Annotated in this window: 24 protein-coding genes and 1 tRNA gene; 7 read left to right on the top strand and 18 right to left on the bottom strand. The window is 32.3% G+C overall.

All coding sequences use genetic code 11. The features are described from left to right. Positions 1 to 59: 59 nt before the first annotated feature. A complete protein-coding gene (locus ABD771_RS05080) occupies positions 60 to 821 on the bottom strand; it encodes an exodeoxyribonuclease III (protein WP_345091544.1) in 762 nt (253 codons plus the stop codon). 167 nt (positions 822 to 988) lie between these two features. Between ABD771_RS05080 and ABD771_RS05075 the strand changes: the two genes are divergently transcribed. Further along, positions 989 to 2,791, top strand: coding sequence for a GNAT family N-acyltransferase (locus ABD771_RS05075; RefSeq protein WP_345091541.1), 1,803 nt, complete (start codon positions 989 to 991; stop codon positions 2,789 to 2,791). A 55-nt stretch (positions 2,792 to 2,846) separates the two neighbouring features. Here ABD771_RS05075 and ABD771_RS05070 read toward each other — a convergent pair whose 3' ends face one another. The 13 genes from ABD771_RS05070 to serS all read right to left on the bottom strand — a co-directional run bounded on the left by ABD771_RS05070 (position 2,847) and on the right by serS (position 13,142). Beyond that, a complete protein-coding gene (locus tag ABD771_RS05070) occupies positions 2,847 to 3,653 on the bottom strand; it encodes a M48 family metallopeptidase (RefSeq protein ID WP_345091538.1) in 807 nt (268 codons plus the stop codon). Further along, positions 3,643 to 4,083, bottom strand: coding sequence for a magnetosome magnetite crystal formation protein family (locus ABD771_RS05065; RefSeq protein ID WP_345091535.1), 441 nt, complete (start codon positions 4,081 to 4,083; stop codon positions 3,643 to 3,645). Before ABD771_RS05065 ends, ABD771_RS05070 begins: the two co-directional genes overlap by 11 nt. Then, positions 4,080 to 4,484, bottom strand: a complete 405-nt coding sequence (locus ABD771_RS05060) for a DUF2752 domain-containing protein (protein WP_345091532.1) — start codon at positions 4,482 to 4,484, stop codon at positions 4,080 to 4,082. Before ABD771_RS05060 ends, ABD771_RS05065 begins: the two co-directional genes overlap by 4 nt. Before the next feature lie 3 nt (positions 4,485 to 4,487). Then, entirely contained in the window at positions 4,488 to 4,826 is a 339-nt protein-coding gene (locus tag ABD771_RS05055) for a TM2 domain-containing protein (RefSeq protein WP_298118169.1), read from the bottom strand. 107 nt (positions 4,827 to 4,933) lie between these two features. Next, the gene (locus ABD771_RS05050) at positions 4,934 to 5,884 is read right to left on the bottom strand and encodes a 2-hydroxyacid dehydrogenase (RefSeq protein ID WP_345091527.1); all 951 of its coding nucleotides are present in this window, start codon (positions 5,882 to 5,884) and stop codon (positions 4,934 to 4,936) included. Positions 5,885 to 6,081: 197 nt separating this feature from the next. After that, entirely contained in the window at positions 6,082 to 7,434 is a 1,353-nt protein-coding gene (gene mgtE, locus ABD771_RS05045) for a magnesium transporter (protein ID WP_345091524.1), read from the bottom strand. Beyond that, positions 7,424 to 8,203: a 16S rRNA (adenine(1518)-N(6)/adenine(1519)-N(6))-dimethyltransferase RsmA gene (gene rsmA / locus ABD771_RS05040; protein ID WP_345091521.1), complete on the bottom strand. Its 780-nt coding sequence runs from the start codon at positions 8,201 to 8,203 to the stop codon at positions 7,424 to 7,426. Before rsmA ends, mgtE begins: the two co-directional genes overlap by 11 nt. Positions 8,204 to 8,273: 70 nt before the next feature. Next, the gene (locus tag ABD771_RS05035; protein ID WP_345091518.1) at positions 8,274 to 8,747 is read right to left on the bottom strand and encodes a nucleotidyl transferase AbiEii/AbiGii toxin family protein; all 474 of its coding nucleotides are present in this window, start codon (positions 8,745 to 8,747) and stop codon (positions 8,274 to 8,276) included. Between the two features lie 4 nt (positions 8,748 to 8,751). Then, the gene (locus tag ABD771_RS05030) at positions 8,752 to 8,937 is read right to left on the bottom strand and encodes a hypothetical protein (protein ID WP_345091515.1); all 186 of its coding nucleotides are present in this window, start codon (positions 8,935 to 8,937) and stop codon (positions 8,752 to 8,754) included. 12 nt (positions 8,938 to 8,949) lie between these two features. Beyond that, on the bottom strand, positions 8,950 to 9,273 hold the full coding sequence (locus ABD771_RS05025) for a DUF4286 family protein (RefSeq protein WP_345091512.1): 324 nt from the start codon (positions 9,271 to 9,273) through the stop codon (positions 8,950 to 8,952). A 41-nt stretch (positions 9,274 to 9,314) separates the two neighbouring features. Further along, positions 9,315 to 11,087 carry a tetratricopeptide repeat protein gene (locus ABD771_RS05020; RefSeq protein ID WP_345091510.1) on the bottom strand — a complete coding sequence of 591 codons (1,773 nt, stop codon included), beginning with the start codon at positions 11,085 to 11,087 and terminating at the stop codon, positions 9,315 to 9,317. Further along, positions 11,088 to 11,792 (bottom strand): hypothetical protein, encoded by a 705-nt coding sequence (locus ABD771_RS05015; RefSeq protein WP_345091507.1) that lies wholly within the window; start codon positions 11,790 to 11,792, stop codon positions 11,088 to 11,090. Positions 11,793 to 11,870: 78 nt separating this feature from the next. Continuing rightward, positions 11,871 to 13,142 carry a serine--tRNA ligase gene (gene serS / locus ABD771_RS05010; RefSeq protein ID WP_345091504.1) on the bottom strand — a complete coding sequence of 424 codons (1,272 nt, stop codon included), beginning with the start codon at positions 13,140 to 13,142 and terminating at the stop codon, positions 11,871 to 11,873. A gap of 180 nt (positions 13,143 to 13,322) precedes the next feature. On the opposite strand from serS, the gene ABD771_RS05005 reads away from it, so the two are divergent. The 6 genes from ABD771_RS05005 (at position 13,323) to ABD771_RS04980 (ending at position 18,693) form a co-directional block, all read left to right on the top strand. Beyond that, on the top strand, positions 13,323 to 15,242 hold the full coding sequence (locus ABD771_RS05005) for a M1 family metallopeptidase (RefSeq protein ID WP_345091502.1): 1,920 nt from the start codon (positions 13,323 to 13,325) through the stop codon (positions 15,240 to 15,242). Between the two features lie 81 nt (positions 15,243 to 15,323). Next, a complete protein-coding gene (rseP, locus tag ABD771_RS05000; RefSeq protein ID WP_345091498.1) occupies positions 15,324 to 16,670 on the top strand; it encodes an RIP metalloprotease RseP in 1,347 nt (448 codons plus the stop codon). Positions 16,671 to 16,802: 132 nt separating this feature from the next. Further along, a tRNA-Asn gene (locus tag ABD771_RS04995) sits at positions 16,803 to 16,876 on the top strand. Positions 16,877 to 17,130: 254 nt separating this feature from the next. Further along, a complete protein-coding gene (locus ABD771_RS04990; RefSeq protein WP_345091495.1) occupies positions 17,131 to 17,346 on the top strand; it encodes a type II toxin-antitoxin system Y4mF family antitoxin in 216 nt (71 codons plus the stop codon). Then, positions 17,333 to 17,662 carry a HipA N-terminal domain-containing protein gene (locus tag ABD771_RS04985; RefSeq protein ID WP_345091493.1) on the top strand — a complete coding sequence of 110 codons (330 nt, stop codon included), beginning with the start codon at positions 17,333 to 17,335 and terminating at the stop codon, positions 17,660 to 17,662. Before ABD771_RS04990 ends, ABD771_RS04985 begins: the two co-directional genes overlap by 14 nt. A 92-nt stretch (positions 17,663 to 17,754) precedes the next feature. Then, complete coding sequence (locus tag ABD771_RS04980; protein WP_345091491.1) at positions 17,755 to 18,693, top strand: HipA domain-containing protein; 939 nt, start codon at positions 17,755 to 17,757, stop codon at positions 18,691 to 18,693. A 500-nt stretch (positions 18,694 to 19,193) separates the two neighbouring features. On the opposite strand, the gene ABD771_RS04975 is transcribed toward ABD771_RS04980, so the two are convergent. The 4 genes from ABD771_RS04975 to ABD771_RS04960 all read right to left on the bottom strand — a co-directional run bounded on the left by ABD771_RS04975 (position 19,194) and on the right by ABD771_RS04960 (position 22,430). After that, positions 19,194 to 20,138, bottom strand: coding sequence for a CE1 family esterase (locus ABD771_RS04975; RefSeq protein WP_345091488.1), 945 nt, complete (start codon positions 20,136 to 20,138; stop codon positions 19,194 to 19,196). A 270-nt stretch (positions 20,139 to 20,408) separates the two neighbouring features. Beyond that, positions 20,409 to 20,981, bottom strand: a complete 573-nt coding sequence (locus ABD771_RS04970; RefSeq protein WP_345091485.1) for an alpha/beta hydrolase family protein — start codon at positions 20,979 to 20,981, stop codon at positions 20,409 to 20,411. Between the two features lie 63 nt (positions 20,982 to 21,044). Then, positions 21,045 to 21,254, bottom strand: coding sequence for a hypothetical protein (locus tag ABD771_RS04965; RefSeq protein WP_345091482.1), 210 nt, complete (start codon positions 21,252 to 21,254; stop codon positions 21,045 to 21,047). A 189-nt stretch (positions 21,255 to 21,443) separates the two neighbouring features. Further along, positions 21,444 to 22,430 carry a CE1 family esterase gene (locus ABD771_RS04960; RefSeq protein WP_345091479.1) on the bottom strand — a complete coding sequence of 329 codons (987 nt, stop codon included), beginning with the start codon at positions 22,428 to 22,430 and terminating at the stop codon, positions 21,444 to 21,446. Between the last annotated feature and the right edge of the window lie 210 nt (positions 22,431 to 22,640).

Here is a 22,640-nt window from a genome sequence, read left to right as displayed (position 1 = left end):
TCAAATTGGTTTTTAGTCTATTGATTTTTTTTTGTTATTGACATTGTTATTGACAATTTTTAATCAATCTCAACCACAATGGGACAATGGTCAGAATGTTTGGCTTCAGGTAAAATTACAGCTCTTGTCATTCTGTCTTTTAAAGTTTCGGAAACTAAATTATAATCGATTCTCCAGCCTTTATTATTTCCTCTTGCTCCGGCCCGATAACTCCACCACGAGTAATTGTGTGGTTCTTTATTGAAATGACGAAAACTATCTACAAATCCTGATTTCATAAAACCATCCAACCATTTTCTTTCTGATGGCAAAAATCCTGAAACCGTTGCATTTCTTATTGGATCATGAATATCAATAGCTTCGTGACAAATGTTGTAATCGCCACAAATAATCAAATTTGGAACTTCCTTTTTCAAATGATTGATGTAATTTTGAAATTCATCCATATATTGAAATTTGAAATCCAATCTATCGATATTGGTTCCTGATGGCAAGTACAAACTCATGATGGAAACTTCGTCAAAATCGACTCTTAAATTTCTTCCTTCAAAATCCATGTGTTGAATTCCGGTTCCGTAAACTATATTTTTAGGTTCTGTTTTACACAAAATGGCAACACCAGAATATCCTTTTTTCTCAGCTGGAAAATAATATTGGAAAGGATAACCTGCTTCTGCAATTTGAAGAATAGGAATTTGATCTTCTTGAGCTTTAATCTCTTGCAAACAAATTACATCGGGATTTGCTTGTTGCAACCAATCTAAAAAACCTTTTGTTATTGCAGCTCGAATGCCATTTACATTATAGGATATGATTCTCATATTTGAATTTTATAGTTTTTCAAAAATAACCAAAAACCTGAAATCTATCTATAGATAAATCTAAATTATAAGTTTTGTTTAACCTTTTTTTGATTTCTGCATTTTTTCAAAAATCCATTCAAATAGAATTACTATCTTTGTTTCTTGCTCAATAAACAAATAACTGAATGGGTTTAGTCACTGCTAAAGAAGTTGCAAAAGCAATAAACGCTGAAAAGTACGGAGTTTTCGGTACTTTTTCGGGTTGGTTGCTGATGAAAATTTTAAAAATTTCTACCTTAAATAAAATTTATGATAGAAATAAGCACATAAAAGACGTTGAGTTTTTGAATGCAATTCTAAACGATTTAGAAATTAAATTTGAAATCCCTGAAGAAGATTTTAAACGTCTTCCAAAAGATGGTGCCTATATTACTATTTCCAATCATCCTCTTGGCGGAATTGATGGTATTTTGCTATTGAAATTGATGTTAGAAAAAGAACCTAATTTCAAAATTATTGCCAATTTTTTATTGCACAGAATTGAGCCAATGAAGCAATACATCATGCCGGTAAATCCGTTTGAAAATCATAAAGATGCCAAATCAAGCGTTATCGGAATTAAAGAAACCTTGCGTCATTTAAGCGATGGAAAACCTTTGGGGATGTTTCCAGCTGGTGAAGTTTCTACATACAAAGATGGCAAATTAGTAGTTGATAAAGCATGGGAAGAAGGTGCTATCAAAGTAATTAGAAAAGCGCAAGTTCCTGTTGTTCCAATATATTTTCATGCGAAGAATAGTAGATTATTTTATTTTTTATCCAAAATTGGCGGCACACTTAGAACTGCAAAATTACCTTCAGAATTATTTTCTCAAAAAGATAGAATTATTAAAGTTCGAATTGGAAAACCTATTTCTGTTGCCGAACAAAACGAATACCAATCAATTGATGAATATTCTGAATTCTTGAGAAAGAAAACCTATATGTTGGCAAATTCTTTCAACGAAGAAAGTAAATTGTTGACAGTTCCAAATTTAAAAACACCAAAAAGTCCAAAGAAAATTGTTACACCTGCAAGTCAGGAAAAAATGATTGCTGAAGTGGAAGAATTGCGTAAAACCGATTCTAGATTTTTTCAAAGTAAAAACTATGAAGTGTTTTTTACAGAAGCGAATAAAATTCCAAACATTCTTCATGAAATTGGACGTTTAAGAGAAATCACCTTCCGTGAAGTTGGCGAAGGAACGAACGAGTCTATCGATTTAGATAAGTATGACAAGTATTATCATCACATGTTTTTGTGGGACGAAGATGCAAAAAAAGTTGCTGGTGCTTATCGAATGGGATTAGGTTCAGAGATTTTTCCTAAATATGGAATGGATGGTTTTTATTTAAATGATTTGTTCCGATTTGAAACTGAATTACACGATATGATGAAGAGTTCTATCGAAATGGGACGTGCTTTTATCGTAAAAGAATACCAACAAAAACCAATGCCTTTGTTCTTACTTTGGCGCGGAATTATTCATACAACCTTACGTTATCCTGAACATAAGTTTTTACTTGGTGGCGTGAGCATCAGTAATCAATTTACCGATTTTTCTAAATCGTTGATGATTGAGTTTATGAAATCCAATTACTACGATCCTTACATTGCACAATATGTACATCCTAAAAAAGAATTTAAAGTAAAATTAAAAGATGCCGATAAAGATTTTATCTTTGATGAAGCGGAAGCCGATTTGAATAAATTTGATAAAATCATTGACGAATTAGAACCTGGGAATTTGAGATTACCAGTTTTAATCAAAAAATACATCAAGCAAAATGCACGTTTAGTTGCCTTCAATGTTGATCCTCTATTCAACAATGCCATCGATGGTTTAATGTATATTCGAATTGCTGATATCCCAGAAAGCACTATGAAACCTGTAATGGAAGAATTTCAGGCAGAATTAGAGAGAAAATTAAGCGAGAAACAGGAGTAGTATTCAGTGTTCAAAATTATAAAAAAAGCTAAACTTTTCAGTTTAGCTTTTTTATTTATTCTTTATTATTTCTAATCAAAACCTTATAATCTTCCCATTCTTTTTGGGTTAAGGTTTGTGTTTTTTTGTATTTCTTCCCTTTTAGATAATCTAAAATATATTTTGCTCTAGCTTCTGAATCGGGATGCGTTGAAATCCATTCTAATGAATTTGGCATATCGTGAGCTTGTGCCAATTCATACATAAAATCTGCCATAGGCTCTGGATTGATGTCGGCTTCCAATAAGTATTTTACGCTTTCCATATCCGCTTCTTTTTCTAATGTTCTATCATAGGCTGTAGAAGACAAAGTATTTAAAATTTCTTTTAGAATTTCACCTCCTTTTCCACCTGTAGCAGCAGAGAGTATGACAGATAAACCTATTTCTTTAGAAAGTTTTTTCATCACATGATTGTTTTGAATATGTGCAATCTCATGACCTAAAACACCTTGCAATGCTTCTTGCTTTTTGCAATCTTCAATCAATCCTGTGTAAACTACCAAGTGATTATTAGGTAAAGCAAATGCGTTTACTTCGTCTTTATCAATAATGTGAACTTTCAATGAATCACGTTCAATATTGTTGGCTTTACAAATTGGCAATATCAATTCATCTAATGTTTTTACAATAGAATCATTAAGAATTATGTCTTCAGTATCTTGAATTTGATCCCAAATTAAATCGCCAATATTGCTCTCGGCAGAAGCGGTTCTTTCTTCAATTTCGAATAAGGAAACAAAGTCAATTCTTGATAATCCGAAGAACATTCCGAAGAATAAAACTAGAATTACTATTCCTTGAAATAATGTTTTATTTATCATTTGGCTTACAAATTAAATTAGTTAAACTTCCAAAAAACCATTGTTGCACGTGAATTCCTTTTCGTGTTTGAACGGCACTGTAAATGGTAGAAACAAACTCTAATAGGTTGAAAAAAATTACTGTAAACAAGTAGGCAAAATAATAATTAGTAGGTTTTTTTCCATCAAAAATTATAGAAACTGTCCACCAAAATCCAAAACTATTCATGCATAAGAGCGCCATTTGTGAAAACAAGGCTTGCAGACAATGCCAGCGTACAAAGTAAGTTCCTTTTCTATTGGCTAAATAGAAGAAAAAAGTGGCAAACAAATTAATTATTGGCAACGGTAAACCGGCAACTAATGCCACCAAAGACATCAAATAACTATTGGATGCTTTTTCAGATTCATGTTCTGAAGGTTTGTAGGGAAAAGTAGTATTTTGTATCATAATCCTTTATATATATTCCAAATCCAATTGAATAGTACTAAAATAATTAAAGTAATTGCTATCCATTTTGTTCGGATGATTTCTTCCGTTTTTTTATACCAAAAATAAAAGGTTTCTTTTTTAGTAATTACATCAAATAAAATCCAAACTGGCGAAATTACCATAAGTATAGCAACAATTATTCCGAAAGGATTCATTTGAAGTGAAGCGCCAAAATTTCCTTGAAGAAAAAGCTGAACCGCACGAGTTGTACCACAAGAAGGACAAGCATAACCTGTCACATTTTTGATAATACAAACAGTTAAATGAGAACTTTCGGAATAATTTATTTTATAAAAAAGATAGGCTAAGCCAAAAAAACAAGCTATAAAAACAATAGCATATAACTTGTTTTTAGTCATAGTCTAGTATAACGAATTTTGGAATATTTCCATGTTTTTCTCACGAGTTGCACCCATGATTAAAAACCAATCGATAATTGCCCAGATTCCTAATCCACCACAAGTTAATAATTTTCCAATACCCATTCCTGTATCACCAATCATGAATCTATCAATTCCTAATTGACCTCCAAGTAATGAAACAATGATACTTGTTGTTGGATCTTTAAATTGTAGGGTTTGAACCATTCCCCATTTTGAATCATCAAGAGTTAATAATTTTTCTCTTACTGCCATTAAATGATGCGCTTCAAAAAATTTTGAATTACTCATCATAAACATATCTACTTTACTTGATTCCATAATTTTTGTTTTGTTGGTTAGTGTTATTGATTTTTAATTTTAATTTTACTAAAATATAAAATTTTAATAATTAAGACGAACAATTATTACAAAAGTTACTAAAAAAGTTATCCTTTGTAATAATTAATGATTTTATCAACGATAGTTTGTGCTAATTTTTCATGACTTTCAAAGGTCCAACCTGCTATGTGTGGCGTAAGAAGAACTTTTTCTGAATCTAATAAATACTGGAAGGCTGTTGGTTTTTCAGTGTCAATAAATAAGTTTTCAAACGAAAGTTTTTCATATTCTAAAACGTCTAAACCTGTACCGAGAACTTTTCCTGATGCTAAAGCTTCTACTAAATCGGCTGTGACAACATTTTTACCTCTTGAGGTATTGATAAACCAAAATGGTTTTGCAAATGAATTAATAAATTCAGTATTTACCATTTTATCGGTTTCTGGTGTCCATGGAAGGTGCAAACTCAAAACATCAGCTTGCTTTTGAAGTTCTTGCAGCGAAACTTGCGTAGCATTTTCATCGGAAACATGTTCTAAAATATCGTGACAAAGTACTTTTACGTCAAATCCGCGAAGTTTTTTAGCAAATGATTTTCCCATATTTCCGTAGCCGATTATTCCAACCGTTTTACCTTCTAGTTCGTAACCACGATTGCCTTCGCGAATCCATTTTCCTTCACGAACTAACTTGTCGGCACGATTTAATTTATTCATTAATGACAATAACATTCCAAGTGCGTGTTCGCCAACTGCATTGCTATTGCCCTCTGGAGCTGCAATTAAGTGAACTCCTTTTTCAATAGCATAATCACAATCGATGCTTTCTAAACCTGCACCAACTCGTGCAATAAATTGTAAATTGGTTGCTTTGTCAAGAAACGTTTTATCGATTTTGAAGCGAGAACGAATTACAATTCCGTTATAGTTCTGGATTTTAGCTTCGACTTCTTCTTTGGTTGATGCGAAATCTTCTTCATTAGTGAAACCTGCTTCTTGAAGTTGATTCCATAATAAAGGATGATTGCTATCGATGTGGAGGATTTTTATATTTTTCATTTTACCGCAAAGGCACGAAGCTTTTCGCAAAGTTCGCAAAGTTATTTTTGTTGGTTAAAGATAAACATTTTTTGAAAATAGAAACAAAAGGAAAAGACAAAAACTAACTAGCCCTGATGCAAGGGAATCTCGTCTTTTGGGACGAGATGGAAAGGTAGCAGGAAAATGGTTTATAAATAATGACCAAGCCATTCGCTCTAAAACCCTAAAATCAATTTAGCAATCGAAAAGTAAATTAAGATTCCACAAATATCGTTACTTGTAGTGATAAATGGACCTGTGGCAAGTGCTGGATCGATGCCAAATTTATCTAGGATAAGCGGAATAGAAGTTCCTATTAAGGATGCAATGATGATTACGGAAACTAAAGCGATGGTTACGATAAATCCAATTTTGGTTTCTACACCAAGAAGAAAGTGACTTCCTACAAACAATAAGGCTGCAAGAATCAATCCGTTGAATAAACTCAAGGAGATTTCTTTTAACAATCGATTAAATATGGTTCCGCTAATGGTGTGATTGGCCAAACCTTGTACAATAATCGCTGAAGATTGAACACCAACATTTCCTGCCATTGCGGCAATTAGTGGTGTGAAAAAGAATAATTCTTTGTGAAATTGCATCGCTCCTTGAAAACTTTCAAGCAATGTAACACTTATAAATCCGCCAAAAAGGGCTAAAACTAACCAAGGCAAACGCGCTTTGGTCAATTCGAGAATGCTATCGTCAGCTTCTACGTCTTGCGAGATACCTGCTGCTAATTGGTAATCTTTGTCAGCCTCTTCCTTGATTACGTCAACGATATCATCGATGGTAATTCGACCAACTAATCGTCCCATTTCATCAACCACTGGAATGGCTTCCAAATCGTATTTCTGCATGATTCGTGCTACCTCAACATTGGAAGCATTGACACGAACAGAATCTACTTTCTTAATGTAAACATCGCTAATTGGTGTTTTAGTGGAAGTGGTCAATAAATCTTTTAAAGACAATCTTCCCTTAAGACGATTTTCATCATCAACGACGTATATAGAATGAACACGAGTTACGTTTTCGGCTTGAATTCGCATTTCTTTTACACAAGTTAGTACGTTCCAATTTTCGTTGACTTTTACCAACTCTTTTCCCATCAAACCTCCAGCTGTATCTTCGTCGTAGCGTAATAAATCGACAATATCTTTGGCGTGTTCAACGTCTTCAAGCTCAGAAATTACTTCTTCTTTTTTACTTTGCGATAGTTCGGCGATAATGTCGGCAGCGTCATCGGTGTCAAGCTCATCAAGCTCTTCGGCAATTTCTTTAGCAGAAAGTCCGCGAAGGATTTTTTCACGAACGTCGTCTTCCAATTCGGTTAGAATTTCAGCAGTAATTTCGCTATCTAATATTTTGAAAATATAGATGGCTTTATCGGTTTCTAACTCATCGAAAATTTCGGCAATATCAGCATGGTGCAAGTCGTTCAACAAAATTTCCAACTCATGGTCGTTCTTTTGATGAATTAATTGCTCTATTTGAACTAAAAGTTCTTTGCTGATTTTAAACTGCATTGGCCTCTATTTTTTGTGTAAGTTCAATAAATTGTTCTACCGATAATTGCTCTGGTCGGAGGTCAAAGATAGTATCTTCTCTTAAATTATCGGACAAATTTAATGATTTTAAGCTATTGCGCATGGTTTTTCTTCGCTGTTGAAATGCCGTTTTTACAACAGTAAACAACAACTTTTCACTACAAGGCAAGGAATAATTTTCTTTTCTACGCATACGCATCACGCCCGATTTTACTTTTGGTGGCGGATCAAAAACAGTTTCATCAACGGTAAAAAGATATTCTACATCATAAAATGCTTGGGCTAAAACCGATAGAATTCCATAGACTTTACTTCCTTTTTTAGAGCAAATTCGTTCGGCAACTTCTTTTTGAAACATTCCCGAAAACTCTGGAATTTGATTGCGATATTCTAAAGTTCGAAAAACTATTTGTGTAGAAATATTGTAAGGAAAATTTCCGATGATTGCGAATTGCTTTCCGTCAAAAACTTCGTTGATATTGTATTTCAAGAAATCTTTAGAAATGATTTTATCTTTAAGTTTTGGATAATTGGCATCCAAGTACGCTACCGATTCCGTATCGATTTCAATAACGTAGGTTGTAATTGGTTTTTCCAATAAATATTTGGTCAAAACACCCATTCCTGGTCCAATTTCTAAAACGTCTTCATAACCTTCAAGATTTAAAGTATCGGCAATGGCTTTAGCGATAGATTCGTCTTTTAAGAAATGTTGTCCGAGGTGTTTTTTTGCTTTTACTTTTTCCATGTTGTTTGCCACGAAGGCGCTAAGTCGCTAAGTTTTTTTTTCTCGCAAAGGCACAAAGGCGCAAAGCAAATTATTTGTTTTTTATTTCTCTGAGTTGCTGAATGTCTAATAAATCTTTAGGCCTGTTGGCTTTTATTTTACTAGTTATTAAATCTTCAAAAGACAACACATTCCATCTTAGAAACGTTTTTTCATTGATAGTTACTTGTTCACTATCATTAAAGGCTTCTTCAAAAGATTTATTTACAGAAAAATTTGTGATTAATTCTAAATTCAAATCTAATGGCGAGAATTTTATGGATATATTTTGTTCTCTATTTTTTACTTTTTCTGGAAAATCATTAATTTCATAACCTATTTCATTGAAAGTTGCCACAAGATTTTTAAAATTTGCCTCTGTAGTATCAATCCAAAAATCTACATCTGAAGAATGTCTTTGATATCCGTGAAAGTTAACTGCACCGCCACCAACCATCAACATCCTTACATTGTGCTTGTTAGCGATTGAAATAAATTCATCAATATTCTTTTCCCAAAGTTTCATAATCTCATTTTGCTTTAAGTTCAATAATAAAATTATCCTTATTAGATTCTATTTTATTCTTCACTGGAAATTGACTCATTCGCTCCATCAAATTCAAAAAAGCATAAATCCGTTCCGATTTTGATAATTTTAGAAAATTATCTTGCTGTTGTTTATTACTTTCTTCTTTGGTTTGAAATTTAATTTCCATCTTAAAAAAATATTAATTCGTCTGAAAAAATTCCGAAATCATTTCCAACTCCGTTCTGAAAGCCAACATTTTGTCTCCAAAAAGTCTTGCTCCTTCTTCTCTTAATCTTGGCGCATCTTCATCGTAATAGCGTTGCAAAGTTTCCTTACTATCAGTTGTGTATTGAATGGCATAGGTTGTTCCTCCCATTTCTTCTTCAACTAAAACTTTTACTAATCTTGCAGAGGAAAATTTTCCTGTGGCTAAAACGTCGTTAATATGTTTGGTTTGCATCCAATTCATCCACTGATTGTGGACACTTTCATGGATGTTTACTGTTACGTTGTATAATATCATATGATAATAAATTGCTATTTTTAATTAATGCTATCTAAATACTAAATTGAATCGCCTCGAAGTTTCCTGTATTTTTTCTGCGAAGTTACATAGTGAATACTGTCTTCATGTTTAGTGATAACTTCTTCATAAAGTGGTTTTGCTTTTTCAACATCATTCAACTGATTGTAAATTTCGGCAGAATAAAATAAGGCTTCATCTATATAAATACATTCTTTAAAATTATCTAAAATCAAATTATAATTTGCCAAAGCTGCATTAGTATCACCTAATTCTTCATAGATTTTTCCAATTCTTAATAAGGTAACTGGTTCAATAGCATCTCCTTTATTTTCTTTTAATATAGCTTGGAAAGCGGTTAAGGCATCTTGCTTTTTTTCTTGATATAATAAAAAATCGGCGCGCGCAAATTTCTTCAAAGCAACTTGTGTCGAATCTTCTACAGTGTTATCCGAAATTAAAAGGAATAAATCTAAAGCGTCATTAGCAATCAATTGTGTTGATGCCGATTTTAAAACTTTCAATTGGTGTTCTGCCCATTTAAAATCCGCTTTATAATAACTAGTTTTGGCTGTTTTTAGGCTTGCTTCTTGACCGATAGGACTATTATTAGCATCATTTTCAATTTGAGAATAATAAATTAAGGCTTGATTGAATTTTTCTTCAAATAATAAAATATCTGCCAATTCCATTTTAACTTCTGCCGCTTGATCTCTATTCAATGGCATTTCTAAAACGTTCTTCAAAATGATTTTTCCGGTTTCTGCATCTTTCATATTAAATGTCACAAAATGTGCTTTAATTTTTAAAAGAGATAATGAAAAAGGACTAACGCCAAACTCCTTTATCAAATTATCCAATTCAATATTTATAGCAGGATAATCTTTAGGAAGTGCTTTGGCAATTTTCATATCCATTAAATAGGAATGTGATTGAACTTGCAAATCCAAATCTTTAGTGTTTTCTAATACAAAACCTAATATTTCTTTTGCCGCTTCTTGATCATTTTCTTCAATAGCCAATTGACCTAAATTTACAATGTTTGAAAAAGATTCTGGATTTCTTTTGTAAATCGCTTTTTCTTGAATAAAAGCTTTCCCATACTCCTTTTGTTGAACGTAAAACCAACTCAAAAATTCATTCCAAAAAATATCTTGATTTTTTTGAATTCTAACTAGTAAAGCTTTCTTTAAAGCATCGTTAAAACTTTCATCTGTTTCCTCTGTTGTAAAACGGGATAACTGATTTTGAATCATAATCAAATTTTGAGGATTGGCATACGATTCTGTCAAGAACATATCAATCATTTTATCTGTTTCGCCTTTCTGACCATAAAGCAAAGCCATTTGGAAATTAAAATTGAACTTTGGCTCCAACGAAACTGCTGTTTGATAAGCCAATAAAGCATAATCTACCAAAGCTTTTCTATCAAAAACATAGGCTATTTGATACACCTCACTAGGATTCTTCTTAATTTTATCAATAGCTTGATCATAATACTTGTTGGCCTTTTCTTGATTTTTTTGGAGCTGATAATTATACCCTAATTCAACTAAGAAATTGCCTTGTTTGTATTTGTCTAATCGTTCTTGAATAGCTTTTTCTGCCTTATCAAATTGCTGTAACTGCTGATAGCATTCTACTGCTTTCTGAAAATAATTGAAATTATTAGGCTGTGCTTTTAACAGTTCTTCATAACTTACTAAAGCCTTTTCAAACTCTCCTCTATCAAAGTAGTTTAGTGCCAATTGTTCGTTTTGAGCATGAACAAATAGTGATAAGAATATAAATAATAAAGCAATGATTTTTTTCATTTAATAATCTATTTCTGAATCGGTAGTTATATCTTCTAATTTTATTAGTTTTTCAATTTTAATGCTTTTCCAAGTTGTTTTTGGATTACTTTCTTCAAATTCGTTCATACCTGTAATTAATTGCTTCTTCTTTGATAGAAAATTAATACTTATAGATTGGCTTTCACCACTTGACCTATGGAAACTTGAAGAATCATAACCTATTAAAACAAAATTATTATCTTTAAATCTAAATTTATAATTTCTATCCGTTACATACCAGCTACCACAACTTAACCAATAATGCAAATCTATATTTAGAACTCCATTTTTAATTTCAATTCCGCCATTTTCCATAAATGGATCATCTAAACATAGACTTACAGAACTATCTTGCGAAGGAATGAATTTTTTATTGATACTTTTTAAAACGTATTTAGAATCTGTTTTAAATAAAACCAACAAAAACCTTGGATTAATATTCAATGTGTCTTTTCCTAAACCTTCGTTTAAAATAATATTTTCTGTTGCGGTGTTTTCAATTACTAAAGCAACATCATTAATTTTATCTTTATTCAAATCGCCTTCTGACTTTGCAATAATTTTCCATGTTCTTGGAACAAAGTCCGCAATTAACTTTGCTTCTTTAGGAATAATTGGCTGGTTATTTTGTGAATTCACAAGGGTAACTGAAGCCAAAAAGAATAAATATAATAATTGTTTCATCAAATACCTTTAAAAAACAATGTACTAAAGTAACACATTTTGTGTCAATTTAGTACATTATTTATATAAGATTAACTTTTAGTTAATAATGTCAAATCCTGTGTATTTACGCAATACTTCTGGAACTACAATTCCTTCAGGTGTTTGGTAATTTTCTAAAATTCCAGCTAGAACTCTTGGTAAAGCTAACGAACTTCCGTTCAAGGTATGAGCCAGTTGGTTTTTTCCATCTTTATCTTTAAATCTTAATTTCAAACGATTCGCTTGAAAAGTTTCAAAATTAGAAACTGATGAAATTTCTAACCATCTATCTTGAGCAGTTGAAAATACTTCAAAATCGTAAGTTAAAGCAGAAGCAAAACTCATATCGCCACCACAAAGACGTAAAACTCTGTATGGTAATTTCAATTCTCGCATGATATCTTTTACATGTTCTACCATTTCATCCAATGCTTCATAAGATTTCTCAGGATGTTCAACACGAACTATTTCAACTTTATCAAATTGATGTAAACGATTCAATCCGCGAACGTGTGCGCCATACGAACCAGCTTCTCTTCGAAAACATGGTGTGTAACCTGTACATTTTACTGGCAATTCGTTTTCAGATAAAATTACATCTCTAAAAATATTAGTTACTGGAACTTCTGCTGTTGGAATTAAATACAAATCATCAGTAGCATCATGATACATCTGACCATCTTTATCAGGCAATTGTCCCGTTCCATAAGCAGATGCTTCGTTTACTAAATGAGGCACTTGATATTCAAGATAACCTGCATCAGTATTTTTATCTAAAAAATAGGTAATTAAAGCACGTTGTAATTTTGCCCCTTTTCCTTTATAAACAGGAAATCCTGCGCCTGTAATTTTATTTCCCAATTCAAAATCGATGATGTCATATTTTTTTACCAATTCCCAATGAGGTAAAGCGCCATCATGCAATTTTGGAACATCACCTTCTTCAAAAACATTTAAGTTTTCTTCTGGAGTTTTTCCTTCAGGAACAATAGCTGCTGGAAGATTAGGTAATAAATATAGTTTCTGAGTGATTTCATTAGCTAAAGCATCCACTTTTTCAGACAACTCTTTTCCAAGCTCTCTCAATTGAACTGTTTTTTGCTTTAAAATTTCAGCTTTCGATTTCTCACCATTCTTCATCATTTCACCAATATCTTTCGATAATTTATTGGATTCTGCAAGAGTGTTTTCTAAGTTGGCTTGAGAGATTCTTCTCAAATCATCAGTTTGAACAATTTCTTCCACTATGGCTTTGGCATCCATGTGTTTTTTGGCTAAAGCTTTAACAACTTTCTCTTGGTTTTCTCTAATAAATGCTATCTGTAACATGACTAAAATTTTATAAGATTGCAAATTTAAGGAATTGATTTCTATTAATAGAATATTACAATGAGTTTCTATTATTGTATGTAAAGTCATCTATTTTAAGAACTTAATTCTTTTTTTAATAAAACTTTACAAATTGTAAAACCAAATAATTACTATATTCGCAAAAAATTGTTAATACAGATGAGAAAAACCTACTTACTTTTAAGCCTTTTTTCAGTTTTCTTTTCTTTCGCCCAAAAAGAACAAGAGGAACTAAATGAAATTGTTAATGCTGAAATGAAATCGGCTTCTAATCTTATGGCAGTTGCCGTAAATCCGAACACTCTTAATTACGATGTAACCTACCATAAATTAGAGTTAACAATAGATCCTGCTGTATATTTTATCTCGGGAAAAGTCACAACAACCTATACGGCTCTTGCCAATATGAATACTGTTACTTTCGATTTAGCAACAGAAATGGTCGTAACTTCTGTGAAAATTGGAACTAACAATTTAACGTTTGTACAAAACGCTTCAGACGAATTAATAATCACTTTGCCAAGCACTCAAACAACAGGAACTCCTGCAACAATTGAAATCATTTATTCTGGTGCTCCTCCAAGTGGTGGATTTGGTTCATTTGCAGCTACAGCGCATAACGGCACTCCTGTCCTTTGGACATTGTCAGAACCTTTTGGCGCTAGAGATTGGTGGCCATGTAAACAAGATTTGAATGACAAAATTAATAGTATCGACGTATTTATAACTGCTCCTTCTCAATATGTAGCTGTTGCTAATGGTTTAGAACAATCTCAAGTTGTAAATGGCACAAATAAAACAACTCATTTTCAGCACAATTACCCAATTCCTGCTTATTTAATATGTATAGCTGCAACCAATTATACCGTTTATACTCAAACTGCAGGAACAGCTCCTAATACTTTTCCTATAGTAAACTACATTTACCCTGAAACCTTTACTCCAACAGTTCAAACACAATTAGATCAAACTCCTCTAATAATGAACTTTTATAATACTACTTTTGAAATCTATCCTTTTCACAACGAAAAATACGGACATGCCCAATTTGGCTGGGGTGGCGGAATGGAACATACAACAGTTTCTTTCATGAACAACTTCAGTAGAGGATTAATTGCTCATGAATTAGCCCATCAATGGTTTGGTGACAAAGTAACCTGCGGAACTTGGAAAGATATTTGGTTGAATGAGGGTTTTGCAACTTATCTAGCTTCCTTAGTAATTGAAAATTTCGATGGAAACGCAGCATTCATTACAGACAAAACAAACATGATTAACAGCATTACTTCTCAAGTTGGTGGTGCAGTTTATCTTACAGATACTGAGGCTCTAAACGTAGGACGTATCTTCAGTTCAAGATTATCCTACAACAAAGGCGCGATGGTTTTAAACATGTTGCGACTAAAAATGGGTGATACAATGTTCTTTCAAGCTTTAAGAAATTATCTAGCCGACACCAATTTAGCTTATAAATATGCTGTTACAAGTGATTTAAAATTTCATTTAGAAGCAGTTTACGGAAGTAGCTTAACAGAATTCTTCAATGATTGGGTTATTTATCAAGGATATCCATCTTATAATATTACTGCACAAAATTGGGGTGCTGGGCAAGCTAAGATTACCGTTAGCCAAACACAATCTCATAGCAGTGTTTCATTTTTCGAAATGCCAATTCCAGTAAGATTAACTGGCGCAGGAGGGCAAACATTTGATACAATTTTAGAAAATACAACCAATAATCAAGAGTTTATTATATCGGTTCCCTTTGCAATTACTGGGGCAAATTTCGACCCAGAGAAAGATATAATCTCTAAAAACAACACGGTTACTTTAGGTAATGAAAATTTCAATTTAGAAAAAGCTATAGCTCTTTACCCAAATCCTGTGTCAAATGAATTACACATACAAATACCAAGCAATATTTCTATAGAAAAAGTAATCATTTTTAATAGTTTAGGACAAAAAACAATTGAAAGTAATGAATTAAATTTCTCTGTTAACCAATTATCTTCTGGTGTACATTTCGTTCAAATTCAAACATCAGAAGGGACATTTCATAAAAAAATTATAAAAAATTAGACATAAACAACATATTTAGTAAAAAGTAAGGTGAAAACCTTACTTTTGCTTTTTTTAGAAACATTAGATTTACAAGATTAAATGATACAAGTTGCACAAATTATTTTTATCCTTTCAGTATTAGTTATACTTCACGAGTTCGGTCACTACATTACCGCAAAAATTTTTAAAGTAAGAGTCGAAAAATTCTACCTTTTTATGGATGCTGGTTTTTCATTAGTAAAGAAAAAAATTGGAGAAACTGAATGGGGTATTGGATGGTTACCAATTGGAGGATACGTGAAACTTTCAGGAATGATTGATGAAAGCATGGACACCGAGCAAATGAAACAACCAGCTCAACCATGGGAATTTCGTTCGAAACCAGCTTGGCAAAGATTAATAATCATGCTTGGTGGAATTATTGTAAATATTATTTTAGCAATAACGATTTATACCATAATGTTTTCTACTGTTGGACAGAAATACACAGCAACTAATGTGGTCCAAAAAAATGGATTAAGTTTTAGCCAAGTAGGAAAAGATGTAGGCTTTAAAAATGGAGACAAAATAGTTTCTGTAGATGGCGAACTAGTTCAAAATAAATTTAATAGGTTAATTATAGACGTTCTTTTAAGTGATAAATTAATTGTAGATCGAGACGGACAAAACAAAGAAATTACTTTATCAGATGAAGATAAAGCAAAAATATTGGGTGCAGAAGGCAAAAACTTTATGGCTCCAAGAATTGAAGGATTTAAAATTGATTCTATTTTACCAAAATCAGGTGCATTCAATGCAGGTTTAAAAGTAAACGATCAAATTATATCGGTAAACAATAAAGAATTTAAATATTTTGATGAATTCTCTGAACTAATTACTAACAAAGCCAATGATTCAATCGCTTTAGCAGTTCAAAGAGACAATAAAATTGTAAATCTTAAAGCTAAACTTGATAAAAATAGTAAATTAGGCTTTCTGCCTGGTCTGAGTCTTACCAATGATAAAGAAAAATATGAGGTAGTAAACAAACTGTCTTTTGGCAGTGCATTACCCCAAGCAATGAGAGAATCTTGGGAATTACTTGTTTATAATGTTAAACAATTCAAACTAATCTTAAAACCAAAAACTCAAGCTTACAAACAAGTAAAAAGTCCAATTGGTATTGCAAGAATGTTACCAGACGAATGGAACTGGGAATTTATTTGGAGTTTTACAGCACTTTTTTCAATTGGTTTAGCCTTCATGAACCTACTTCCAATTCCAGGATTAGATGGAGGACATGCTCTTTTCACTATTGTAGAAATGATTACAGGTAAAACTTTAAACGAAAAAACAGCAGGTTACGTTCAAACCGCTGGAATGATTATCTTACTGACTTTAATGGCTTTAACCTTTGGAAAAGACATTTATCAATTAGTAATGGATAAAATTTTTACAAATCATTAAAAAAATTATTCTTTTTTGTTTGCAAAAAATAAAAAACGCTTTATATTTGCAACCGCTTAGCAGATAAAAATTATCTTTTTTATTCTTGAGTAGCCACAAAAAAGTTCTTAAAAAAAATTAAAATATACAGTTTCCTTCTTAGCTCAGTTGGTTAGAGCATCTGACTGTTAATCAGAGGGTCCTTGGTTCGAGCCCAAGAGAGGGAGCTACTAAAGAAAAGACTTCACAGAGATGTGAGGTCTTTTTTGGTTTTATAGGTCATACATTTGTAAAACTTTCTCCATTTTCTTTACAGACCAAAGTTGCTATGATAAAAAAATTGCGTTTTCTTATCATATCAAAAAACATCTCTTTTATTATACCCGTTGTGGTATATTGTCTCTTGAAAAAATAAATTTACACCTTAAAGGGTATAAATTAAAAATATATTACTACTTTTATACCCGAAAAGGTGCATATTATGGAATTAAGTAAGTTTGTAAAACAAAAAAGAACCTCCGCTAAATTAACTCAACCAGAATTAGCAGAGAAAGCAGGAGTGGGTCTTCGTTTCCTCCGAGAATTGGAACAGGGTAAAGAAACACTAAGGTTAGACAAAGTAAATCAGGTGTTAAAATTATTTGGATATAAGGTAGGAGCAGTGCAACTAATAGTAGAGGAAAATGAGAAAGGCTGAAATAAAAATATATGATACAACTTCGGGTTGGTTGGTAGAAGATGAAAATGGATATCATTTTAACTATGATAGTTCTTATTTGAATTCTTCAAATCCTGACCCTATTAGTTTGACCCTTCCACTCAAAGAACAACCTTATACAAGTAAAATCTTGTTCCCTTTTTTTGATGGTCTTATACCCGAAGGATGGTTGTTAGATATTGCTCAAAACAATTGGAAACTAAACCCACGAGATAGAATGGGTCTTTTAATGGCTTGTTGTAAAGATTGTATAGGAGCCGTTAGTGTCCATCCATTAAATAATGAAGAACTATGAAATCGCCACTAACTATTAGTTTGCCTAAGCAAACACCTATAAATAAAAAGGGGATAACATATATGACCGTTAACAAATAAACTTATACATATATGAAAAGATGTCTCTATTGTTACGAAACATTATCTGAAAATGAAGTAGATTTTCATCCTTCTTGTTGTAAAAAAATATTTGGACAATCTACTCCACCGGAATTACCATATACAGAAAATCAAATGGAAGAATTGGCTTTACAGGTAGTGAAAAGTCAAACTACTTTAACAGGGGTACAAGCTAAATTATCTTTGGAATTAACACCAAGTGCAAAGGGAGAAGCCAAACGATTTACAATAGTTGGTCTGTGGGGAGATTACATATTAAAACCACCTACTAAAAATTTTAATCAATTACCGGAGGTAGAAGACCTAACAATGCACTTGGGAGCCATAGCAAAAATAAAAATGGTACCCCATAGTTTGATACGATTACAATCAGGAAATCTTGCCTACATCACCAAGAGAATTGACCGCGTAAAAGGTCAAAAACTTTTAATGGAGGATATGTGTCAATTGACAGAAAGAATGACCGAAAACAAGTATCGCGGGTCTTACGAACAGATTGCTAAAGTTCTTTTGAAACATTCCTCTAATCCGGGGTTGGATTTAGTAAATTTCTTTGAACAAGTGTTATTTTCATTTTTAACCGGGAATGCGGATATGCACTTAAAAAACTTCTCTATAATCAAAACAAAGGAGCAAGGATACATTCTATCTCCCGCTTATGATATGGTGGCAACCGCAATCGTTAATCCTGCCGATGATGAAGATTTGGCTCTAACTCTTAATGCTAAGAAGAAAAAAATTAGCAGAAAAGATTTCACAACGGTATTCAATTCATTTAAGTTAGACAACAAACAACAGGAAAATATTTTTAATAAAATGGAGAAGGCTAAGGATAAATGGTTTCGTTGTATTGATGAAAGTTTTATGAGTGATGAGTTTAAGGTTGCCTACAAAGAATTGATAAAAAACAGATTTGAAAGAATTGCTTAAAATAAATTACAAAAATCATATCAATTACTTTACTTTTTCAAATAATACTATATTTATTATAGTAATAGATAATGATGGGTCTTAAAGACCGGCAAACCCCACCACGAGAAGAAGAGGATATGAAGTGGGGGAATATGATATCTATTATATAAATCTACCTTGAACGTTGTTGGATATGGGTAGTCGGTAATTCCGTTAAAAACTCTGTAGGGCTGAGAAATCAGTTGAGCAACCAGGTTCAACTTAATTGTTGAGCGAGAACATAAACTTTGTTCTCCCCAGCCCAGCAAAAAACAAGAAACTTTCCATTTTCTTAGCAGAAAATAGAAATGAAAAACTAATAAATAAATAATATCTAAAAAAATCTATACTCTTGATTTTAAGAGAATTGAATAAGCAATCATCGCATTAAAATTGTAACTTTCTCCAATAGGGGGAGCAAATGAAAAAGAGGTCGTTATTGACCTCTTTTTTTATGGAAAAAATCAAAGCTTAATTTCTTATAGTCTTCTAAATCTTTTGAAAAAAGACCAAATTACTTCACAAGCATTCATATCCTGACTCGTCTTGCCAATAATTAATTCATTTAGATACTGATAACCTTGTGGCCAAGTATGTCCCCCATTTGTTATAACATAACTTACTACCTCGCTTCCGTTTGTAGAATTTGAATATACTCTTTGTTTTATTGTTGTGCCATCGTTTGCAATATCAGGTAAATCTGTTATTACAGGAGTGCTCGTACATCCATTAATAGTTATCCATTTATCAACTGCTTGAAAATGCGATAAAACCGTTCCTCCTGCTGTTCCACCAGCCGTCATTTGTCCACCAGTAAATGGAACTAATGGGTCGGTAGTTCCGTGAATATAAATTGCAGGGACTGGTCTGCCGGGATTACAACTTGAAGCAATTGTTGTAGCTTCTATTGTCGCAGCATCTACAGCAATTGCCGCAATTCTATTACTTAATTCACAACCCAATCGCGAAGACATAAATCCACCATTTGAGATTCCAGTTGCATATATTTTTGTGCCATCAACAGATAAATTTGCAATTGCATAATCACACATTTGATTGAAAAAACTAACATCATTAATTCCCAATTGATTTGGAGTAGTTGGTCGCCCATCATTCCAATTATTCTGTATTCCGGCAGGATAAATTAACACTACTTTTTCTCTATCTGAAATAGGTTTGAAATTAGCAATGTTAATCATTCCTTCAGGTGTTCCGCTTCCGCCGTGAATTGCGAAAATTAAAGGCATTTTTCCTGCGTTGTTGTAACCTGTTGGAAGATATACTATAAAACTTCTTGCGTTTCCGTCAACTGTTAGATTTACTGTTTTTTGTTCACTTGGTTTGTCAGGGGTTATTGAATTATCTTCTTTGTTACAAGACAATAATGTAATAAAAAGAAGAGAAAAAATTAGCTTGATTTTCATAACTTATCATTTAATAAATTAGGCATTCATTTTTTTGCTAAAATACAAAAATATTTAACACTGGCATTTTCTATGGTTTTAACTCTTGGTTTTTCTAATAGTTAAGTAAATTACCATCGCATCAAAATTGTAACTTTCTCCAATAGGGGGAGCAAAACAAACCCGATACGAAAGTGTCGGGTTTTTTTGTTTTTACAATTTTGTTAAACCATCTTTAAATTAAGTTTAAAACCCAATCTTGCCAAACGGCTGTCAGCAATAGTTTTATCATTAGTGGCTATTTATAAAATTATTGAATTCAGTCTTTGCTGTTTGGCTTTGAAAAATGGCAGTATGACCTCCTGGGACTTCTACAAATTGGCGATTTTGGCAATTGGAGCAATTAATTACATCTTGTTTAAAAGCTGGCCAAGAGTATAATTGTATTGCCATATCATCTAATCCTTGAACAAATAAAATATCCGATTTAAAGCCATTTGTAAAATTAAGTAATGACCTTTGGTGGTAGGCATTGGAATTGGCAACTGTCGTCCCATATATATTTCTTAAATTATTACAGGGATAACTTGCTGGTGCTTGTCCATTTTCTTCTAATTGACATCTATAAACTAAATTCAAAGGGCCTGGTGCATTTGCTATTACACCATTTGTTTGATGCATTGTGTTAAGTCTAGTAACCAAATAGCCACCCTGTGAATGTCCTGCTAAAAATATTTTTTTTACTGTAATTCCTAATTCTTGGTTTGCTTTGTTCTTAACCCATAACAGTGCAGCCTCTGCTTGCAGGATATTGTCACCAAACAAAATATTAAGTTGAGGATGTGCAACACTTATAATCATCATATCTTGTCGATTCAAAATATTTTTAAATTGGTTAAGAGTAGTTTCTGCAGCAGATAAAATATCTTAATCACTTTGCACGGTACCGTGATAAGTAATTAATACATCAAATTCATTTCCTTCAGGCTTGTCAATAATTACATCTACGCCTACACTATTGTAAGAGATAGATTTAGTAATTCTATAAGCCGAAGTATTTGGGTTAGACTGGTTTGCAGAGTTGTCTTTTTCACACGATAAAAACAACAATAATAATAAAGAAATAAAAATTCTCATAATACTAAATTGTAAATATTTATTCAAACTATGTTTACTAATAGACTTTTTTATTTTAATAGGTTTAATCTTCTCGCAATAAACTTAACTATGAAGTTTCCCAGCTTGTCAAAGTATCTAATTTAGAAGTACTTAATTTCAATTTAGCACTAAACACGCCATTTTGACAAACTGCTGTGGTGCATTGTTTTATTGAAGTCCTTTAAAAAAGTTCCAAACTTCTTCCGCATATTCTATATCTCTATTTTGAACTCCACTTGCAGGTGAAGAATTGGTATAAACTGTCTTACTTGGCACAGCGTGACCAGCGTTATTTAGAACAAAATAAATCAATGGTTTTGCACCAGCATAAATTCTTTTTTCTACGTTTCCTGCATCTGTTGTGTTCACATTAAAAGTTGATATGGTTGGATTAATATTTTGTAAACCGTTTCTTTGTAACCAATAATTTAAGGTTGCAGTTTGAGATATTACTTTTCCACGATTACAATTGCCACCAATATCTGCAACACAGCCACCATTTGCCGGCATTGCAGGGTCGCTTGTTCCGTGAGTTATCAAGATTGGCAAAGGCATATTTGAGCCATTTGTACAAAGTCCGCTTTCAGGAAACTGTGGTAAATTTCCACTTGAAACGGCTATCGCTTTAATAGTTTCAGGAAATTGAAAAGCATAAGAATAGGTCATTAATGCGCCATTACTTGTCCCTGTTAAATACATTTTGCTTGAATTAATATTTAACTCTGAGATTAATTTTGAATTTAACTGTTTCAAAAAGAAAATGTCGTCACCTTGACTTCCTGATATATCATCACTTCTACAATCATTCCATCCCGGATTTCCTTGAATGTCGAGTGAACCTTCTGGATAGATTACTAAAAACTTTTCATTGTCTGCAATTGTCCGAAAAACGGATAATGGATGAGCGCCTATTTCTGAAACTCCAATACCAAGTCCACCGCCACCGTGCAAAACTGTTACAACTGCATTTACAGTTGTCATTCCTGTTGGTCTATAAACTAAATATTTTCTGGTAATGTTGTTAATTGTTATATAATTTGTTGTCAAACCTTCTTGGTATGGAATAACATTAGGATTTGAAGGATTTGGATTGTCGTCATCTTTGTTACAACCAAGGGTAAAAATCACGACAAATAATAAAAATATTCTAATCATATTTTATTTAATTATTATAGTTATACCTTGTTAGATATTATTTTCATTAAAAGGTTTAATCTTGACACGCTTTTTTAAAAAAGTACAGGACTCATTTATATGTATGACAAAGTCGTACAAATCAACCTCGTTTTGGGTAGATAGGTATTGCTGTCGTCATATATTATTTCAAATATAGCTATTTTAATTAATAATGTTTAAAATACAAAA

The organism is Flavobacterium chungnamense, from assembly GCF_039539165.1.
GTDB lineage: Bacteria > Bacteroidota > Bacteroidia > Flavobacteriales > Flavobacteriaceae > Flavobacterium > Flavobacterium chungnamense.
This window is presented reverse-complemented; position numbering and strand designations above follow the sequence as displayed.

Coding starts and splice junctions, on each gene's coding strand:
- ABD771_RS05080 (WP_345091544.1), bottom strand. CDS start 821: ATGAGAATCATATCCTATAATGTAAATGGCATTCGAGCTGCAATAACA.
- ABD771_RS05050 (WP_345091527.1), bottom strand. CDS start 5,884: ATGAAAAATATAAAAATCCTCCACATCGATAGCAATCATCCTTTATTA.
- ABD771_RS05055 (WP_298118169.1), bottom strand. CDS start 4,826: ATGGAATCAAGTAAAGTAGATATGTTTATGATGAGTAATTCAAAATTT.
- ABD771_RS05065 (WP_345091535.1), bottom strand. CDS start 4,083: ATGATACAAAATACTACTTTTCCCTACAAACCTTCAGAACATGAATCT.
- ABD771_RS04980 (WP_345091491.1), top strand. CDS start 17,755: ATGAAAAGATGTCTCTATTGTTACGAAACATTATCTGAAAATGAAGTA.
- mgtE (WP_345091524.1), bottom strand. CDS start 7,434: ATGCAGTTTAAAATCAGCAAAGAACTTTTAGTTCAAATAGAGCAATTA.
- ABD771_RS04965 (WP_345091482.1), bottom strand. CDS start 21,254: ATGAGAATTTTTATTTCTTTATTATTATTGTTGTTTTTATCGTGTGAA.
- ABD771_RS04970 (WP_345091485.1), bottom strand. CDS start 20,981: ATGATGATTATAAGTGTTGCACATCCTCAACTTAATATTTTGTTTGGT.
- ABD771_RS05005 (WP_345091502.1), top strand. CDS start 13,323: ATGAGAAAAACCTACTTACTTTTAAGCCTTTTTTCAGTTTTCTTTTCT.
- ABD771_RS05035 (WP_345091518.1), bottom strand. CDS start 8,747: ATGAAACTTTGGGAAAAGAATATTGATGAATTTATTTCAATCGCTAAC.
- ABD771_RS04985 (WP_345091493.1), top strand. CDS start 17,333: ATGAGAAAGGCTGAAATAAAAATATATGATACAACTTCGGGTTGGTTG.
- ABD771_RS05015 (WP_345091507.1), bottom strand. CDS start 11,792: ATGAAACAATTATTATATTTATTCTTTTTGGCTTCAGTTACCCTTGTG.
- serS (WP_345091504.1), bottom strand. CDS start 13,142: ATGTTACAGATAGCATTTATTAGAGAAAACCAAGAGAAAGTTGTTAAA.
- ABD771_RS05070 (WP_345091538.1), bottom strand. CDS start 3,653: ATGATAAATAAAACATTATTTCAAGGAATAGTAATTCTAGTTTTATTC.
- ABD771_RS05030 (WP_345091515.1), bottom strand. CDS start 8,937: ATGGAAATTAAATTTCAAACCAAAGAAGAAAGTAATAAACAACAGCAA.
- ABD771_RS05075 (WP_345091541.1), top strand. CDS start 989: ATGGGTTTAGTCACTGCTAAAGAAGTTGCAAAAGCAATAAACGCTGAA.
- ABD771_RS04975 (WP_345091488.1), bottom strand. CDS start 20,138: ATGAAAATCAAGCTAATTTTTTCTCTTCTTTTTATTACATTATTGTCT.
- ABD771_RS05060 (WP_345091532.1), bottom strand. CDS start 4,484: ATGACTAAAAACAAGTTATATGCTATTGTTTTTATAGCTTGTTTTTTT.
- ABD771_RS05025 (WP_345091512.1), bottom strand. CDS start 9,273: ATGATATTATACAACGTAACAGTAAACATCCATGAAAGTGTCCACAAT.
- ABD771_RS04990 (WP_345091495.1), top strand. CDS start 17,131: ATGGAATTAAGTAAGTTTGTAAAACAAAAAAGAACCTCCGCTAAATTA.
- ABD771_RS04960 (WP_345091479.1), bottom strand. CDS start 22,430: ATGATTAGAATATTTTTATTATTTGTCGTGATTTTTACCCTTGGTTGT.
- rsmA (WP_345091521.1), bottom strand. CDS start 8,203: ATGGAAAAAGTAAAAGCAAAAAAACACCTCGGACAACATTTCTTAAAA.
- rseP (WP_345091498.1), top strand. CDS start 15,324: ATGATACAAGTTGCACAAATTATTTTTATCCTTTCAGTATTAGTTATA.
- ABD771_RS05020 (WP_345091510.1), bottom strand. CDS start 11,087: ATGAAAAAAATCATTGCTTTATTATTTATATTCTTATCACTATTTGTT.